Genomic DNA, 15,107 nt, shown 5'->3' with positions numbered 1-15,107 from the left:
CCGGCCGGCCGGCGGGCGGAATGCCGCCGGCCTGCTGCAACAGGATGCCGCGGCTGGCGAGGCCCTGCGCCGCCTCGGCCGGCTGCATCCGCAGCCCCAGGCGCAGCCGGGCGCCATCCACCGCGATGGCGACGATATCGACCGAGCTGACCTCCGGGCTGCCCAGCAGGCGGCGGCGCAGGTCCAGCCATTCCGGCATGCTGTTGAAATGCGCCACCGTCTCCACAAAGGCGGCGGCCGGGTTGAAGGCCTGGTTGGTGGGCACCACCGGCGGCGCGACATAGGAGGAGGAAGGAGGCGCACCGCCGCCGGCCTCGGCCGTGGCACTGCTGCCGCTGCCGCTGCCGCCGCTGCTGATGCCGGCGAAGTTGGAAACCTTGCGCGGGTTGAAGTTCACCGTCAGCCGGCCGTTGTAGCCGGTGCGGGTGGCGCGCTCCTGCTCCACGATGATGCTGTCCACCATCGACTCGATCTGGGAATCGGAGGCGCTGCGGCTGAAGCCCAGCTCGCTCGCCATTTTTTCATAGGCCTGGCGCTGCGCGGCGGCCAGCGCCTTGCTACGGGCGACAACGGCGTTCTCCGCCGTGGTTTCCACCGTCACGCCGCGCTGGGTGAAGCCGCTGCCAGCCTCCTGCGCGCCTGCCAGAAGCGGCATGCCGAGCAGGCCCGTGATGACAGCAGTTGCGGCCAGCCGCCGAAAATGTTGCATTCCGCCCCCTTGGAAGCCCGGGCCATCGACCCCTGGGTCTTTGCGCATAGCTTATCGGGCCCCTTCATGACCAGTCTGACCTACCGTGACGCCGGCGTGGACATCGAAACCGGCGATGCCCTTGTGGATGCCATCAAGCCGCTGGCCAAGGCCACCCACCGCCCTGGCGTGATGGGCGGCCTCGGCGGCTTCGGCGCGCTCTTCGACCTGAAGGCGGCGGGCTATGCCGACCCCGTGCTCGTCTCCTCCACCGATGGCGTCGGCACCAAGCTGAGGCTGGCCATTGATGCCGGTTATCATGACGCCGTGGGCATCGACCTGGTTGCCATGTGCGTCAACGATCTGGTGGTGCAGGGCGCCGAGCCGCTGTTCTTCCTGGACTATTTCGCCACCGGCAAGCTGGAGCTGGCCCAGGCGCGGGCCGTGATCGCCGGCATCGCCGAGGGCTGCCGCCAGGCCGGCTCCGCCCTGGTGGGCGGCGAGACGGCCGAGATGCCCGGCATGTATGCCAAGGACGATTACGACCTCGCCGGCTTCTCGGTGGGTGCCGCCGAGCGCGACCAGCTGCTGCCCCGCCCCGATGTGCGCGCCGGCGACGTGCTGCTGGGCCTCGCTTCCTCCGGCGTGCATTCCAACGGCTTCTCGCTGGTGCGGCGCATCCTGGAGGCCAGCGGGCAGGGGGTGCAGTCCCCCGCGCCCTTCGCCGCCGGCACCACCATCGGCCATGCGCTGCTGGAACCCACGCGGATCTACGTGAAGTCCGTGCTGGCGCTGCACAAGGCGCGCATCCTGAAGGCTGCGGCGCATATCACGGGCGGCGGCATCGTCGGCAACCTGCCGCGCGTGCTGCCCCAGGGCACGGTGGGCGTGGTGGATGCCAGCGCCTGGGAGCCCGCCCCCGTCTTCGCCTGGCTGGCCCAGCACGGCAATGTGGCACCCGAAGAAATGCTGCGCGTCTTCAACTGCGGCATCGGCATGATCCTCGTGGTCGCCCCCGATGACGTGGAAACCGCCATTGCCCTGCTGGCTGGCGAGGGCGAGCAGGTCAGCCGCATCGGCCAGATCGCCGCCGGCACCCCGGGCGCCGAGCCCGAGGTGCGGATGGAGAACCTCACCCCCCGCTGGCCGGCGGCGTGAGCGGGGCGCGCCGCCGCACCGCCATCCTGATCTCCGGCCGGGGCAGCAACATGGCGGCGCTGCTCAGCGCCGCCGCCGACCCTGCCTTCCCGGCCGAGATCGTGCTGGTGCTCTCCAACAAGCCCGCCGCCGCCGGGCTGGCGCGGGCGCATGATGCCGGCATCCCCACCGCCGTGGTGGATAGCCGCCCCTTCGGCCGCGACCGCGCCGGCTTCGAGGTGGCGATGGAAGTCGTCATGGCCGAGCATGGCGTGGAGCTGATCGCGCTGGCCGGCTTCATGCGGGTGCTGACGGAGGATTTCGTCAACCGCTGGTCCGGGCGGATGGTGAATATCCATCCCTCCCTGCTGCCGTCCTTCCCCGGCGTGGATACCCATGCCCGTGCCCTGGCCGCCGGGGTGCGGCTGCATGGCTGCACGGTGCATCTGGTGACGCCGGGCGTGGATGAAGGCCCCATCATCGCCCAGGCCGCCGTGCCCGTGCTGCCCGATGACACCGAGGAGACGCTCGGCGCCCGGGTGCTGGAACAGGAGCATATCCTCTACCCCGCCGCCCTGGCGCTGGTCGCCGCCGGGCGGGTGCGGGTGGAGGAGGGACGGGCGGTGATCGAGGCCCCCGCCGCGCCCAGTGCCACGGTGCTGCGCAACCCGGGCTGAAGGCTGCCGGCCCCCTGTCGGCGGTTGCGGAATTCCGGGCTGCGGCGATGATCTCGGGTGCCATGCACCAGAAGGAACCCGCGCCATGAATGAACCGGATACCCTCAAGCAACGGCATGCCGCGGTGGCGGAGCGCCAGGGCCTGGCGGTCAATGGCTATGCCGCGCTGCTGGCCATCCTGGTGCTGGCGGCCATCGGCGTGGCGCTGATCGCCAGCGGCGTCGCGGCGGAAGAGCGCGGGCGCGCCGCCCTGGGCTTCGCGCCGCTGCTGCTCAGCGCCATCCTGCTGCGTGGGCTTTACGTGCTGGCGCCGAATGAAAGCGCCGTCTTCCTGCTCTTCGGCTCCTATGGCGGCAGCGACAACGCCACGGGGCTGCGCCTCACCAATCCGCTCTATACGCGCTCCAAGGTCTCCCGCCGCCTGCGCACGCACGAGATCGCGGCGCTGAAGGTCAATGACGCGGCGGGCAACCCGATCGAGATCGGCGCCGCCGTGGTCTGGTCGGTGGCGGATGCCGCGGCGGCGCTGCTGGAGATCGACGACTACGAAAGCTTCGTGCGGGTGCAGAGCGATGCCGCGCTGCGCCGCATCGCCGGCAGCCACGCCTATGACGCCGAGGAAGTGGCCATCGCGCAGAACAGCGCTGAAGGAGCGCCGCTCCCCGTGCCGAAGTCGCGCGCCACGCTGCTGGATGGCGGCGATGAGGTGGTGCAAGGCCTGGTGCGGGAGCTGCAGGACCGCGTGCGCCGCGCCGGCATCCGCATCGAGGAAGCGCGGATCACCCACCTGGCCTATGCGCCCGAGATCGCGGGCGCCATGCTGCGGCGCCAGCAGGCCGAGGCGGTGCTGGCCGCCCGGCGCAAGATCGTGGCGGGCGCGGTGGACATGGTGGAGGACGCCCTTTCTGCCCTGGAGCGCAAGGGTCTCTCCCTGGAGCCGGAGCGGCGGACCGCCATGGTGGCCAACCTGCTGGTGGTGCTGGTGGGCGATAAGGACGCCACGCCGGTGATCAATACCGGCGCCATGCCCTAGCGCCCGCCGCGCTTTTCACCGCCCCAGCAGCATCCGCAGGTCGATGCTGTTAGCCATGGCCAGATAGCCGGCACGGTTGGGGTGCAGCTTGTCGCCCGGCCCGCCAGTGGTGGATTCCGGCACCATTTCCGCCCGCAGCCCGCCGCTGGCCTCATCCAGCACGGCGGCATCGAAATCCGCCACGCCGTCGAACGTGCCGGAATCGCGGATGAAGTCATTCAGGGCACGCCGCTTCTCGTCCTGCTCGGCATGGCCATGGGCGGCGCTGCTGCTGCCGAGCGCGCTGGTGACGGTGGCGCCGATCACCCGCACGCCGGGAATGCCCTCCCGCAGCCGCTTCACCCCCTGCTGCATGCCGCTCCGCACCGCTTCCAGCGTGGCATTGCCATTGCGGCTGAAGTCGTTGATGCCTTCCAGCCAGATCACGGCCGTGACGCCGGAGAGCGAGATCACGTCCCGCTCCAGCCGCATCAGCGCCGAAGGGCCGCCGGGGAAGGGGGAGGAGGGGCCGTAATTCGCCGGCCCCGCCATCTGGTTGCCGCCGATGCCCGCATTCACCACCGCCACCGGCCGCCCGGCATGGGCCAGCAGGCGGCGCCACAGCACATCAGGCCAGCGGTCGTCGCCATTCATGGTCGAGGCTGTGCCATCGGTGATGGAATCGCCGAAGCCGACGATCACCGGCGTGCCGGCCGGCGCCATCATGTCCACCGCATCCAGGAAGAACCAGGAGGCGGTGGAGAAGGGAAAGGACTGCTCGCCCTCCTCCGCGCCACGGGCCCCGGCGCCGGGCGCGGTGGCATAGGAGGTCTGCAGCGCCTTGGCGTGCCAGGTCATCGGCCCGCTGGCACCCACCACATGGAAGGAGACCGCCAGCTTGCGCCCGGCCAGCAGCGGCGCGGCCGGATTGGCGGCGAAGGGCAGGTCCACCGGGTCCGACCAGGCCTGCCCGCCAGGCGGGATGGTCACGCCCTCCCGCCCGCCGAAGCGCACCAGGCGGTTGCTGCCCGGCACCAGCGAGGCGCCGCCCAGTTGCAGCCCGGCATGCACGCCATCCAGCGCCAGTGGCCGGGTGCCGAAGGCATTGGAAAAGCGCAGCCGCGCCTGCGGCCCCCAGACGGTCGGCCGCAGCACCAGCCGCAGCGTCTGGTCCCGCGCGCCCTCGGCCGGTTCGGGGAAGGCGAAGCGCTGGTCCGGCTGGGCCGAGGGATTGCCGGTGGGATAAGGCCCCTGCACCGATGTGGCCCAACTGGTGGCCCAGCGCGGCGCGGCGGCGCCAGGCGTGGTGGGGGCGGTCACCTGGGCGAAGGTATCCGGGGCGAAGGTATTTGGGGCGGAGGTATCCGGGCCCGTGGCCCCGGCCGGGCCGGCGCTGGCGGCCAGCAGCATGCCCGTGCCACCCATGGCGAAGGTTCTGCGGTTCATGGCGTTGTCCTCATGCGGCTCGTGCGGCCACTGAGGGAAGTCTTCTTGCATCGCCGGGCAAAAGCAACCGGGGCGGCTCATTCCACCCAGAGGCCACGCTTCCTGTGCCAGTCCTCGATCGATTCCTCCGGGTATTCCTCGAAGCAGGCATCGCGCGGCCCGACCTGCGGCTCCACCCAGGGCGCCTTGTAGCGCAGCATCAGGTGGACCTTCTCCTCCGCCACCGGCAGCGGCGTGTCGATGGCCGAGGCGAAGGGATGCACCAGGTCCGGCCAGCTCGGGTCCGCCATCCACAGCGCGCTGGCGCATCTCGGGCAGAAGTGGCGGCGGCCGCTGCTGGTCTCGCAACTGCCGTCATCGGACTGGAGCTTGGCGCGGTAGGTGGCGGTCTCGCCATGCACCTGCAGGGTCTCGGCATCGCCCATGATGTTGATGGCATAGCCGCCGCCCCCGGCCGTCTTGCGGCAGATGGAGCAGTAGCAGCGCTGGTAGGGCACCGGCGTATGGCTTTGCACCGTGAAGCGGATGGCGCCGCAGCGGCAGGAACCTTCGAGGGTCAGGGGCATGGGCGAGGGGCCTCCGGCGGGGTGGATGCCCTGCTTAACGCCCGGCCAGGGCCCCCGTTCCCCTCTTGCCCCGGCGCGCGGCGCTGCTAAACCTCGCGGGACGCTGGCGCAACAAGGGGACGTCCATGGCCGAGGTGAAGCACGACATCGACTTCGTGGAAGTCAAGGCGGAGGATATCGCGGGCGAGCGCGCCCATGGCTGGTCCGTCTTCACCAAGGCGACCACCTGGGGCATCGTGGCCGTGGTCTTGTTGCTGGTGATGCTCTACGGCTGCTGGGGCTGAGGCCCGCGCGGCCTTCACGGACCGCGCATGAAAAAGGGCGGCTCCCTTCCGGGGCCGCCCTTTTTCATGCGCGGGCGCCCGAGGGCGCCCGCGGCTTACTTCAGCCCACCAGCTCGATGCCGGAGAAGAAGAAGGAGATCTCGCGCGCCGCGGCCTCGGGGCCATCGGAGCCGTGCACGGAGTTCGCCTCGATGCTCTCGGCGAATTCCTTGCGGATGGTGCCCTCGGCGGCGTTCGCCGGGTTGGTGGCGCCCATGATCTCGCGGTTGCGGGCGATGGCGTTCTCGCCTTCCAGCACCTGCACGACAACGGGGCCCGAGGTCATGAAGGAAACCAGGTCGTTGTAGAAGGGGCGGGCCTTGTGCTCGGCATAGAAGGCGCCGGCCTGGGCCTGGGAGAGCTGGATGCGCTTCTGCGCCACGATGCGCAGGCCCTGCTCCTCGAACTTGGCGTTGATCTTGCCGGTCAGGTTCCGGCGGGTCGCGTCAGGCTTGATGATGGAGAGGGTACGCTCGGCCATGGAAAGGCATCCTTAGCTGGGGGAACGAAAGGCGGATATCAGCGCGCCGGATAAGCGGGGTGGCCGCCGCGCGCAAGGGGCTGGCGCGTGACAAGGGTGAGGCGGCGGGCGCGGCCTTGGCAACTTCCGCCACCCGCCGGGGCTTTATCCCCCGCTTTCTGCCACCGAGGAACCCCGCCATGCGGCGCCGGCCCGTCTCCGTTATCGTCTTTGCCCTTCTGCTGGTGCTGCTGGTCTGGCAGGTGCCGGATGCGCTGCTGCTGGCCTTCGCCGGCGTGCTGCTGGCAGTCTTCCTGCGCGGCGGCGGCGACCTGCTGTTCCGGCGATTCGGCCTCTCCGGCACCGCGCGCGTGCTGCTCTTCACGCTGCTGCTGGTGCTGCTGGGCGCGGCCTTCACCCTGATGGCGGCGCCGCAACTGGCGGAGCAGGCCAGCCAGCTCTGGCAGCAGGTGCCGCGCGTGGTGGAGCAGGGCACGCAGCGCCTGTCCCAGTACAGCTGGGGCCAGCAACTGCTGCAAAAGGCCAAACCCGAGAACCTGCAACTGCCCAGCGGCGGCGGCAGCAGCGCCTTCGCGGTGCTGGGCGGCACCTTCGGCGCGCTGGGCAACTTCGTGCTGCTGATCTTCCTGGGCCTTTACTTCGCGGTGGACCCGCGGCTCTACCGGCGCGGCATCGAGGTGCTCTTCCCGCCCTCCCTCCGCCCCAAGGCCCGCGCCACCTGCGAGGAGGTGGCCGGAACCCTGCGCGGCTGGCTGGGCGCGCAACTGGTCTCCATGACCGTGGTGGGCGTGCTGACCACGCTGGGCCTCTGGGCGCTGGGCATCCCCCTGGCGCCGCTGCTGGGCATGATCGCGGCGCTGCTGACCTTTATCCCCAATATCGGCCCGGTGACGGCGGCGGTGCCGGCGGTGCTGCTGGGCCTGGAATCGGGCATGACCGGCGCCCTCTCCGTGGTCGGGCTCTACCTGGCGGTGCAGACGGTGGAGAGCTACCTCATCACCCCCTATGTCCAGAAACGCAGCGTGGACCTGCCGCCGGCCCTGACCATCATGGCCCAGGTGGCCATGGGCACGCTCTTCGGCGTCACCGGCCTGGCGCTGGCGACACCCCTGGCGGCCATGGGCATGACGCTGGTGAACCGGCTCTACGTGGATGACTACCTGGAACAGGAGCGGCCGGAAGAAGCCCCGGTGGTGCTGCGCTGAACCACGGGCCGGGGCCAGAGGGGCTCCGCCCCTCTGGACACCCCGCCGGGGTGGAAAGTCCACCCCAGACCCCGCTCCCAGTTTAAGATCGGGGCCTGAGGGACGCGGCGCGGCGCAGCCGCCTGCGCTGCATTTTGAAAAAGGCCACGCGGGCTAAGGCCGCGGTCGCCGGAGGGCCAGGCCCTCCGGCGGAGCCCCTGTGCCACAAGCTGAAAAACAGATGGCGGGGTCTGGGGTGACCCTGTCACCCCAGCGGGGAAGGTCCGGAAGGGGCGGCGCCCCTTCTGGTCCCTGCCTTCCGCTCAGACCAGCCCCTGCCGCACCCGCTCGCATTCCTCCCGCGGCGTTGCGTCGCGCGCCACGCTCAGCAGCAGGCGGCGCAGCCAGGCATGGCCCTGGTCGGCCTCGAAGCGGCGGTGGAAGATCAGGGACAGGCGGGTATGGCGTGTTTCCACCGGGCAGGGGCGCAGCGCCAGCCCATGGGCGGCGGCCATATGCCGCGCCAGCCGGGCGGAGAGGGCCATCACCATGTCGGTTTCGCCCAGGATGGCGGGCACCGCGGAGAGGTGGGCCACCACGGCGCCGATCCGCCGCGCATGGCCAGCCACCCGCATCGGCTGATCCAGGGCGCCTTCACGGGAGCCGTTGGGCGAATGCAGCAAGTGCGGGAACCGGGCGAAGCTTTCCACCGTCAGTTCCTCCCCGGCCAGCGGGTGTTCGGGCCGCATCAGCACCAGGAAGGCCTCGGGCAGCAGGCGCAGGCGGGTATAGAGGGCAGGGGGCTCGGGCAGCATGCCCAGCGCCATCTGCGCCTCGTCCGCCTCCAGCATCTGCATGGCATTGACGCGGTCGGCATGGCGGATGGCCAGCAGGACCCTCGGCGCGTGGATGGCCATATGCGCCAGCAGCGGCGGCGCCAGCACGGCTTCCGCGTATTCGGAAAGGCCGAGGCTGAAGACCCGCTCCGAGGTGGCGGGGTCGAAGGGCGCGTGGGAGGCCAGGGTTTCCCGCAGGCGGTCCAGCACCTCGGCCACTGGGGCGGCGAGGGACAGGGCCAGCTCCGTCGGCTCCACCCCGCCGGGGCGGCGCAGGAACAGTTCATCCCCCAGCGCCTGGCGCAGCCGCGTCAGGGCATTGGAGACGGCGGGCTGCGACAGGTGCAGCCGCTGCGCCGCGCGCGTCACGTGCCGCTCGCGCGCCACCGCGTCGAAGACCCGCAGCAGGTTGAGGTCGAGGCTGGAAAGGTCGGCCATTGATGCCGGTGATGATGACCGTTTCCGATCCGCGTTGGAAGCACGTGGGTGCTCCCTGGTACCGCTGGGGTCAACAGCGGCCGTCGCGGCCGCATCCCAGAGCAAAGGTTCCGGTCATGAATGACAACCGCTTCGCCCCCTATGCCACGCTGCTGCTGCGCGTCGGCCTCGGCATCCTCTTCCTGGCCCATGGCTTCTACATGAAGGTGCTGACTTTCGGCCTGGCCGGCACCATGGGCTATTTCGGCAGCCTGGGTTACCCGCCGGTCTTCGGCGCCATTGTCGCCCTGGCTGAGACGGCGGCGGGCATCGCCCTGATCCTGGGCGTCTGGACCCGGCTGGTCTCGCTGCTGACCCTGCCGATCCTGATCGGCGCCGCCGTGCAGCATGCCGGCAATGGCTGGGTCTTCAGCAATGCCGGCGGCGGCTGGGAATTCCCGGTCTTCTGGATCGTGCTGATGCTGGTGCAGGCGGGCCTCGGCGCCGGTGCCCATGCGCTGGACCTCAGCCGCCTGCTGGGGCGGGGCGCCACAATGAGCCAGGCGGCCTGAAGGCCAGGGGAAGGCGCCGCCTTCCCCCCCGACCCCCATCCGCCAGGAGGCTGAGCCTCCTGGACCTGCGTGAATTTTGGCGGCGCGGCCTGGGGGGCGCGCCGTTACTCCTTGCCGGCGCGGGCGATGATCTCCTCGAAGCGCTGCCGCGCGCGCGGGGGCAGGCTGGCGGGGAGGGCGGCGGCATCGGGCGGCGCATCGCCCACCTGCACCAGCATCACCATGCCCATGGCGTAATGCGGGATGCACTGGATGCCGTAGACGCCGGGCGCGGTGAAACTCACCTCGATCTCCTCGTTGATGCGGCCCTTAAAGGGCTCGGCGCCCTCCGGCAGCATGGCGGGAATGGTGGCGGCGTTGTGCGTCACATGGGTGGCGATGAACTTCACGCGGTCGCCGGGCTTGAGGCGCAGGTAGTCGGGCTCATAGACCATGCCGCCGCTCGCGTTGCGGTTCAGCATCTTCACCTCATGCACCTCGGCATGGGCTGCCGTGGCGAGGAAGAGCAGGGGCAGAAACAGCAGTCGCATCAGGCCATCTTTCAGGACACCGCATGGAAGCGGATGATCCGCGCGCCATCGGCGGGATCGGTGAGAAAGGAAGCGCGGACGCCGAAGACATCGCGCAGCAGCTCCGTGGTCAGCACCTCGCCCGGCGCGCCCAGCGCCACCAGGCGGCCATGGTGCATCACGCCCAGGCGGTCGCAGCCCATGGCCTGGTTGAGGTCGTGCAGGGCGATCACGGTGGTCACCGGCAGCTCCGCCACCAGCCGCAGGATCGAAAGCTGGTGGTGGATGTCGAGATGGTTGGTCGGCTCGTCCAGCAGCAGGATGCGCGGGCGCTGCGCCAGGGCACGGGCGATATGCGCGCGCTGCCGCTCCCCGCCCGAAAGCGTGGCCCAGTCCCGCTCCGCCAGGCCGGACATCTCCACCACCGCCAGGGCTTCCGCGACAATGGCATCGTCGGCGGCGGACCAGGGGCGCAGGGCGGAAAGCCAGGGCGTGCGGCCCAGCTCCACCGCGTCCCGCACCGTGATGCGGTCGGCGGTCTCGGCCTGCTGCTCCACCACGGCCAGGCGCCGCGCCACCTGCCGGCGGCTCATCCGCGCCAGGGGCTCGCCGCCCAGCAGCACCTCGCCCGCCTCCGGCTTCAGCACGCCGGAGAGCAGGCGCAGCAGCGTGGACTTGCCGGAACCATTGGGGCCGATCAGCCCCAGCGTTTCCCCCGCCGCCACCTCCAGGCCGACACCGCGCACGATGGGCACGCCGCGCGCGGACCAGCCGAGATTCTCCGCCCGCAGCCTCATCGGGCCGGCCTCCGCCGCACCAGGATCAGCGCGAAGACCGGCGCGCCTACCAGGGCGGTGATGACGCCGATCGGCAGCACCTGCCCCTTCACGGCGATGCGCGAGATGACATCCGCCGCGATCAGGAAGATCGCCCCCATCAGCGCCGCCGCCGGCACCAGCCGCACATGCCGCACGCCCACGATGAAGCGCGCCGCATGCGGCACCACCAGACCCACGAAGCCGATGGAGCCGACGATGCTGACCATGACGGCCGTGGCCAGCGAGGCGCAGCCGATCAGCAGCGCCTGCACCCGCCGCACCGGCACGCCCAGCGCGGTGGCGGAATCCGTGCCGAAGGTGAAGGCATCCAGCGCCCGCGCATGCCAGAGGCAGAGCAGCGTGACCCCCAGCGCCACCGGCACCGCCATGCCTACATTGTCCCAGCGCGCGCCGCTGAGATTGCCCAGCAGCCAGAACATGATGCCCCGCGCCTGCTCCGCGCTGGCGGAGCGGGTGATGATGAAGGCCGTCAGCGCATTGAAGAGCTGCGAGCCCGCGATCCCCGCCAGCACGATCTGCCCCGCCGCGCGTGGCCCGGCGCCGCCGCCCGAGGCCCGCGCCAGCAGCGCCACCAGCAGAAAGGCCGAGAGCGCGCCCCCAAAGGCGCCCAGGGAAAGCGAGACCGCCCCCGCGCCCACCCCCGCCACCGTCACCAGCACCGCGCCGGTGGAAGCCCCGGCGGAGATGCCAAGCAGATAAGGGTCCGCCAGCGCATTCCGCAGCAGCGATTGCAGGATGACGCCGGACACCGCCAGTCCCGCCCCGCAACAGGCCGCCACCACGGCACGCGGCAGGCGGTAGTTCCAGACAATGCCCTGATCGATCCGGTCCAGCGGATAGCCGGTGCCGAGCAGCTTGTTGGCCAGCGTCTGCCAGACGGTGGAGACGGGAATCGCCGTCTCCCCGATGCAGATGCCGGCCAGGGTGGCACCGGCCAGCACCACCGTGATCCAGGCCCCGTGCAGCGCCACCCGGCCGAGCAGGCGCGCGAACAGGTGTGCGCCCGGGCGCGCCATCGCCGCCGTCACGGGCGCAGCTTGGCCATGGCCTCGGTCAGCGCCTCCAGCCCGCCCACCAGGCGGATGGTGGCCTGCATGGCATGCGCGTCGATGACGACGATGCGGTTGTGCTTCACCGCCTCCATCTCCCGCGTCACCGGGTCGGACTTCAGGAAGGCCAGCTTTCTCTCGAAGTCATCGGCCGGGAAGCGGCGGCGGCCCATGCGCGCGATGACGATGACGGAAGGATTGGCGCGCGCGATGCTCTCCCAGCCCACCGTCGGCCATTCCTCGTCCGACTGCACCACGTTCCGCAGCCCCAGCACCCGCATCATGTAGCCCGGAATGCCCTTCTGCCCCGCCACATAGGGGTCGAGATCCAGGTCGGCGGAAGAGAACCAGAACACCGCCGAGGCATCCGGCAGCCTCAGCGCCTTCGCGCGCTCCACCACCGCCGCCTCCCGCCCGCGCAGGTCGGCCACCAGCGCCGCGCCCTGCTCCTGCCGGTCGAAGATCTGCGCGAGCTGCGTGATGCCCTTGTAGATGGATTCCGTGGTGAAGGGCGCGGTGCGCGTGCCATCCGCGCCCACCAGGTTGTTCTTGCCCTCGCAATCGGCGGGCATGACATAGGTGGGCGCGCCCAGCTCATGGAACTGCTCGCGCGTGCCGACCACGCCCTGCGGGCCGATCATCCACTCGAACTGCGTGGCCACCAGCCCCGGCCGCTTGCCGATCACGGATTCAAAGGACGGCGCATTATTGTCCAGGCGCGGAACCTTGCTGTTCTGCGCACGGAACTCCGGCAAAACCTCGTTGAACCACAGCGCGGTGCCGGCCATCCGCTCCCCCACACCCAGGGCATAAAGCACCTCGGTGGCGGACTGGCCGATGGTCACCGCATTGCGCGGCGCGGCCTCGAAGCGCAGCACATGGCCGCAATTCTCCACCACCAGCGGATAACGCGTGGGCTCGGCCCAGGCGCCGGAGAGCGGCAGGCCCAGGCCCGCCGCAAGGATGCTGGCACGCAGCACCCAGGATCGCCCCACCGGGCGAGACAAACAGAACATCGACATCCTCCCCGGACACCCCGCCGGTCAGTCAGTTGCACAAGCCGGCAGGTCTCCTGACTGGCGGGTCATCGCCCCATCCGGCCTTCCCGGGATGCAATCCCAGTGGCGTCTTCGGATCGGGCTCGCCGCCTACAGTTGCGGGGGCAGTTCCGTTTCCTCGGCCCTCGCGGGCCTTGGGCGGATTCCCTGTTAGTTCCTCTCGGAAACCGGCAGTCCCGGCCTAATGGATGCCAGGCAGGGTGGCAAGCGTCGAAGCGGCACGTCACCGCCCGCAGCCCCGCTCCAGGATACCCCGACACCACGGGGGAAACGCGGCATGGACGCACCACCGGCCGCCCTGGCCATGACCATACCCGCACCATCATCGGCGATTCCGACTGGCCCCTGGGCCTGACGACGGCAGTCGCGTCCGGCGTGCGGGCCGGAGGTCATCGCCGTGCAAGGCATGACCCTGCTGGTGCTGCCGGAGTAGGGCGCGCTTGCGGCACCCGCCCAGGGGAAGGCGCCGCCTTCCCCCGGACCCCCAACCGCCAGGAGGCTGAGCCTCCTGGACCTGCATGTTGTGGGTAATGCGCCCAAGGGCTGTTGCTGGCCGACATCGAACTTGCAGGTTTTGTCGCTTGGCCAGGCAACAGCGGACACCTGACTGCGTGCACTCGATTGCCGGGGTTCGACCCATTGCGGTCATCAAGCGGGGCTGCCAGGCTCCGGTCATGTTCCTGGGCCCAGCAGAGTTTGGTCGCCTGATAGGGGGGTGTTGGTCGACAGATTCGGCCAGCACCTATAGCCCGGCAAACCCGGCATGCGGCCAATGTAGTGTGACCGCCCTTGTCGCGCAGGATCACCTTGGTGGCGCCATCGCCAAGACCCGTGTCGGTGATGCCTGGCACTTCTACAATCTGATAGACGGGGAGCGGTTCGACTTCACCGCAAGCCAGTTTGAGCGCCCCATCGTCTACGATGACACGCCTTCTGGGCGGGACGATGCTCTGACCGATACGACGCAAAAGCAGTATGCCGCACTCACCGAAGCATTTCGGAAAGTCCGCTAGTCACCCCTTCAGCGGTGGCCCCGGCCAGTGTGACCCATTCCGGGCATGGCGATCCTCCGTTCCCGCCGAGCCTTCAACCCTCAGCCTGCGATCTGCCGCCATTCTGAGAGCTTCATCGTTCCAGATAGGGACGGCCTTGGGGCGTCGGGCAGGATGCTGATGTACTCAAGGGAGTGGCCATCGGGGTCATTGAAGTAGACGCTGGCCGCAGGCATCCAGGGGAAGACGATGGGTTCGTCAATCTCCGGCCCGTTCCCACCGGCCCGCGGGGTCACTCCTTTGGAACGGAGCACCTCGACCGAGCGGATCACATCCTCCAGTGTTGCCGAGAAGGCAATGTGCAGCCGCAGGCGGATCGGAGACGTATGAATCGACCACAGGCCGAGCATCGAGCGCTCTTTGCCACCGATCCAGAAGAAGGCGGCATGACGTTTGGGTACGGTGTGGGCCAGTTCCAGCCCAACGATGTCTCTGTAGAAGGCGATGGACTTGTCGAGGTCGCCCACCGTGAGATGGCTCTCGTACAAACCGGATACCGGAATCATGGTCGTCCCCTGCGGAGTGCAAGCCATCAAAGCAGGAGCCTGGCCTTTTGTCTCGCTGAAGGAACAGGGCTGCAAGGTGCGCTGTCCACGCCATCCAGCGGTTGGCCCGGGGCTACCGCCGGAGGCGGCCGGAAGCGGACCAAGTAGGCGGTGTGCTAGGTGGTGCTTGCCAGCTCGGCCAATACAGCGTTGGCTCGTGCCTCGACACTGGCCTTGGGCAGAACAACGACGCGGTAGCCAAGCCTGGCATAGGCTCGTTCGAGCCGTTCATGCTCCGCAATAGCCTCGCTCAGCCCATGCCTGCGCTCCGGGTCAGAATGGAAGATTTCGGGCCAGGGCGGCGTGAAGAAGACTTTCGAATAATAGCGATGCACTGAGCCGAGCGGCTCAAGCACGGGTTCATCTACGGCGTGTTCGAGGGCAGACGCCGCATCAACCCAACTCCGGTCAAAGAAGACCCAGCGAGACTGCCCTTTCACCTCTTCCCGATCTGCGAGCGCGACCTGCATGGCGCGTCGCGCGAAAGCTGCGAGGTCGATCCAGGGCAGTGCCGTTCCGCCATGTGCAAGCTGCTCCCGCACAATGCGCCTGCCTGGCTCATCCACGACGGCATATCCACGATTGCCAAGCTCCGCCAGCAGCCTTGACTTTCCGCCACCAGAACAGCCCGACAGTACAACGAAGCGATCGCTCATCTGAACCTTCTATGATGCCTTGAAGTCTGCTTCCTACTGCGTCCAGCGGCAGGCCCGGTT

Annotated in this window: 18 protein-coding genes and 1 riboswitch; of the genes, 7 read left to right on the top strand and 11 right to left on the bottom strand. The window is 69.5% G+C overall.

The window, feature by feature from the left end; all coding sequences use genetic code 11:
- On the bottom strand, positions 1 to 709 hold a 709-nt coding region (locus IBL25_RS11345), incomplete at its 3' end, for a hypothetical protein (protein ID WP_187778652.1).
- A gap of 66 nt (positions 710 to 775) precedes the next feature.
- Here IBL25_RS11345 and purM point away from each other — a divergent pair.
- The 3 genes from purM (at position 776) to IBL25_RS11330 (ending at position 3,535) form a co-directional block, all read left to right on the top strand.
- Positions 776 to 1,846 carry a phosphoribosylformylglycinamidine cyclo-ligase gene (purM, locus tag IBL25_RS11340; RefSeq protein WP_187778651.1) on the top strand — a complete coding sequence of 357 codons (1,071 nt, stop codon included), beginning with the start codon at positions 776 to 778 and terminating at the stop codon, positions 1,844 to 1,846.
- Positions 1,843 to 2,502, top strand: coding sequence for a phosphoribosylglycinamide formyltransferase (gene purN / locus IBL25_RS11335; protein WP_187778650.1), 660 nt, complete (start codon positions 1,843 to 1,845; stop codon positions 2,500 to 2,502). Before purM ends, purN begins: the two co-directional genes overlap by 4 nt.
- Positions 2,503 to 2,587: 85 nt before the next feature.
- On the top strand, positions 2,588 to 3,535 hold the full coding sequence (locus IBL25_RS11330) for an SPFH domain-containing protein (RefSeq protein ID WP_187778649.1): 948 nt from the start codon (positions 2,588 to 2,590) through the stop codon (positions 3,533 to 3,535).
- 15 nt (positions 3,536 to 3,550) lie between these two features.
- Here IBL25_RS11330 and IBL25_RS11325 read toward each other — a convergent pair whose 3' ends face one another.
- Positions 3,551 to 4,960, bottom strand: a complete 1,410-nt coding sequence (locus tag IBL25_RS11325) for a GDSL-type esterase/lipase family protein (RefSeq protein ID WP_238940362.1) — start codon at positions 4,958 to 4,960, stop codon at positions 3,551 to 3,553.
- Between the two features lie 77 nt (positions 4,961 to 5,037).
- The gene (locus IBL25_RS11320) at positions 5,038 to 5,526 is read right to left on the bottom strand and encodes a GFA family protein (protein WP_187778648.1); all 489 of its coding nucleotides are present in this window, start codon (positions 5,524 to 5,526) and stop codon (positions 5,038 to 5,040) included.
- Positions 5,527 to 5,651: 125 nt separating this feature from the next.
- Here IBL25_RS11320 and IBL25_RS11315 point away from each other — a divergent pair, with 125 nt between their 5' ends.
- Positions 5,652 to 5,810: a preprotein translocase subunit SecE gene (locus IBL25_RS11315; RefSeq protein WP_187778647.1), complete on the top strand. Its 159-nt coding sequence runs from the start codon at positions 5,652 to 5,654 to the stop codon at positions 5,808 to 5,810.
- A 100-nt stretch (positions 5,811 to 5,910) separates the two neighbouring features.
- Here IBL25_RS11315 and ndk read toward each other — a convergent pair whose 3' ends face one another.
- On the bottom strand, positions 5,911 to 6,330 hold the full coding sequence (ndk, locus tag IBL25_RS11310; RefSeq protein WP_187778646.1) for a nucleoside-diphosphate kinase: 420 nt from the start codon (positions 6,328 to 6,330) through the stop codon (positions 5,911 to 5,913).
- Positions 6,331 to 6,509: 179 nt separating this feature from the next.
- On the opposite strand from ndk, the gene IBL25_RS11305 reads away from it, so the two are divergent.
- A complete protein-coding gene (locus IBL25_RS11305; RefSeq protein ID WP_187778645.1) occupies positions 6,510 to 7,535 on the top strand; it encodes an AI-2E family transporter in 1,026 nt (341 codons plus the stop codon).
- A gap of 302 nt (positions 7,536 to 7,837) precedes the next feature.
- Here the strand turns inward: IBL25_RS11305 and IBL25_RS11300 are convergent, their stop codons facing one another.
- Positions 7,838 to 8,788: a LysR family transcriptional regulator gene (locus tag IBL25_RS11300; RefSeq protein ID WP_187778644.1), complete on the bottom strand. Its 951-nt coding sequence runs from the start codon at positions 8,786 to 8,788 to the stop codon at positions 7,838 to 7,840.
- Positions 8,789 to 8,904: 116 nt separating this feature from the next.
- Here IBL25_RS11300 and IBL25_RS11295 point away from each other — a divergent pair, with 116 nt between their 5' ends.
- Positions 8,905 to 9,339 carry a DoxX family protein gene (locus IBL25_RS11295; protein ID WP_187778643.1) on the top strand — a complete coding sequence of 145 codons (435 nt, stop codon included), beginning with the start codon at positions 8,905 to 8,907 and terminating at the stop codon, positions 9,337 to 9,339.
- 104 nt (positions 9,340 to 9,443) lie between these two features.
- Here the strand turns inward: IBL25_RS11295 and IBL25_RS11290 are convergent, their stop codons facing one another.
- Genes IBL25_RS11290 through IBL25_RS11275 form a run of 4 tightly spaced genes read right to left on the bottom strand, consistent with a single transcriptional unit; the run spans position 9,444 to position 12,752 of the window.
- A complete protein-coding gene (locus IBL25_RS11290) occupies positions 9,444 to 9,869 on the bottom strand; it encodes a pseudoazurin (protein ID WP_187778642.1) in 426 nt (141 codons plus the stop codon).
- A gap of 11 nt (positions 9,870 to 9,880) precedes the next feature.
- Entirely contained in the window at positions 9,881 to 10,645 is a 765-nt protein-coding gene (locus IBL25_RS11285) for an ABC transporter ATP-binding protein (protein ID WP_187778641.1), read from the bottom strand.
- Positions 10,642 to 11,703, bottom strand: a complete 1,062-nt coding sequence (locus IBL25_RS11280) for a FecCD family ABC transporter permease (RefSeq protein WP_238940361.1) — start codon at positions 11,701 to 11,703, stop codon at positions 10,642 to 10,644. The genes IBL25_RS11285 and IBL25_RS11280 overlap by 4 nt, the downstream gene beginning before the upstream one ends.
- Positions 11,704 to 11,711: 8 nt before the next feature.
- Positions 11,712 to 12,752, bottom strand: coding sequence for an ABC transporter substrate-binding protein (locus tag IBL25_RS11275; RefSeq protein ID WP_238940360.1), 1,041 nt, complete (start codon positions 12,750 to 12,752; stop codon positions 11,712 to 11,714).
- A gap of 29 nt (positions 12,753 to 12,781) precedes the next feature.
- A riboswitch (cobalamin riboswitch) is annotated at positions 12,782 to 12,981 on the bottom strand.
- A gap of 331 nt (positions 12,982 to 13,312) precedes the next feature.
- On the opposite strand from IBL25_RS11275, the gene IBL25_RS27710 reads away from it, so the two are divergent.
- Positions 13,313 to 13,807: a YunG family protein gene (locus IBL25_RS27710; protein WP_456315864.1), complete on the top strand. Its 495-nt coding sequence runs from the start codon at positions 13,313 to 13,315 to the stop codon at positions 13,805 to 13,807.
- A gap of 80 nt (positions 13,808 to 13,887) precedes the next feature.
- On the opposite strand, the gene IBL25_RS11265 is transcribed toward IBL25_RS27710, so the two are convergent.
- Together IBL25_RS11265 and IBL25_RS11260 are read right to left on the bottom strand one after the other, a co-directional pair.
- On the bottom strand, positions 13,888 to 14,352 hold the full coding sequence (locus tag IBL25_RS11265) for a VOC family protein (protein ID WP_187778638.1): 465 nt from the start codon (positions 14,350 to 14,352) through the stop codon (positions 13,888 to 13,890).
- Between the two features lie 155 nt (positions 14,353 to 14,507).
- On the bottom strand, positions 14,508 to 15,047 hold the full coding sequence (locus tag IBL25_RS11260) for an AAA family ATPase (RefSeq protein ID WP_187778637.1): 540 nt from the start codon (positions 15,045 to 15,047) through the stop codon (positions 14,508 to 14,510).
- Positions 15,048 to 15,107 lie beyond the last annotated feature (60 nt).

Origin of the sequence: Pseudoroseomonas ludipueritiae (genome assembly GCF_014490445.1) — a bacterium.
Classification (GTDB): Bacteria; Pseudomonadota; Alphaproteobacteria; order Acetobacterales; family Acetobacteraceae; genus Pseudoroseomonas; species Pseudoroseomonas ludipueritiae.
Note: the sequence above shows the minus strand (reverse complement) of the source record. Positions and strands in the feature narration are given on the sequence as shown.

What these genes read in the sequence shown, in the direction of transcription:
- purM (WP_187778651.1), top strand. Translation starts at nt 776, where the DNA reads ATGACCAGTCTGACCTACCGTGACGCCGGCGTGGACATCGAAACCGGC.
- IBL25_RS11330 (WP_187778649.1), top strand. Translation starts at nt 2,588, where the DNA reads ATGAATGAACCGGATACCCTCAAGCAACGGCATGCCGCGGTGGCGGAG.
- IBL25_RS11325 (WP_238940362.1), bottom strand. Translation starts at nt 4,960, where the DNA reads ATGAACCGCAGAACCTTCGCCATGGGTGGCACGGGCATGCTGCTGGCC.
- IBL25_RS11320 (WP_187778648.1), bottom strand. Translation starts at nt 5,526, where the DNA reads ATGCCCCTGACCCTCGAAGGTTCCTGCCGCTGCGGCGCCATCCGCTTC.
- IBL25_RS11315 (WP_187778647.1), top strand. Translation starts at nt 5,652, where the DNA reads ATGGCCGAGGTGAAGCACGACATCGACTTCGTGGAAGTCAAGGCGGAG.
- ndk (WP_187778646.1), bottom strand. Translation starts at nt 6,330, where the DNA reads ATGGCCGAGCGTACCCTCTCCATCATCAAGCCTGACGCGACCCGCCGG.
- IBL25_RS11305 (WP_187778645.1), top strand. Translation starts at nt 6,510, where the DNA reads ATGCGGCGCCGGCCCGTCTCCGTTATCGTCTTTGCCCTTCTGCTGGTG.
- IBL25_RS11300 (WP_187778644.1), bottom strand. Translation starts at nt 8,788, where the DNA reads ATGGCCGACCTTTCCAGCCTCGACCTCAACCTGCTGCGGGTCTTCGAC.
- IBL25_RS11295 (WP_187778643.1), top strand. Translation starts at nt 8,905, where the DNA reads ATGAATGACAACCGCTTCGCCCCCTATGCCACGCTGCTGCTGCGCGTC.
- IBL25_RS11290 (WP_187778642.1), bottom strand. Translation starts at nt 9,869, where the DNA reads ATGCGACTGCTGTTTCTGCCCCTGCTCTTCCTCGCCACGGCAGCCCAT.
- IBL25_RS11285 (WP_187778641.1), bottom strand. Translation starts at nt 10,645, where the DNA reads ATGAGGCTGCGGGCGGAGAATCTCGGCTGGTCCGCGCGCGGCGTGCCC.
- IBL25_RS11280 (WP_238940361.1), bottom strand. Translation starts at nt 11,703, where the DNA reads ATGGCGCGCCCGGGCGCACACCTGTTCGCGCGCCTGCTCGGCCGGGTG.
- IBL25_RS11275 (WP_238940360.1), bottom strand. Translation starts at nt 12,752, where the DNA reads ATGTTCTGTTTGTCTCGCCCGGTGGGGCGATCCTGGGTGCTGCGTGCC.
- IBL25_RS27710 (WP_456315864.1), top strand. Translation starts at nt 13,313, where the DNA reads ATGTTGTGGGTAATGCGCCCAAGGGCTGTTGCTGGCCGACATCGAACT.
- IBL25_RS11265 (WP_187778638.1), bottom strand. Translation starts at nt 14,352, where the DNA reads ATGATTCCGGTATCCGGTTTGTACGAGAGCCATCTCACGGTGGGCGAC.
- IBL25_RS11260 (WP_187778637.1), bottom strand. Translation starts at nt 15,047, where the DNA reads ATGAGCGATCGCTTCGTTGTACTGTCGGGCTGTTCTGGTGGCGGAAAG.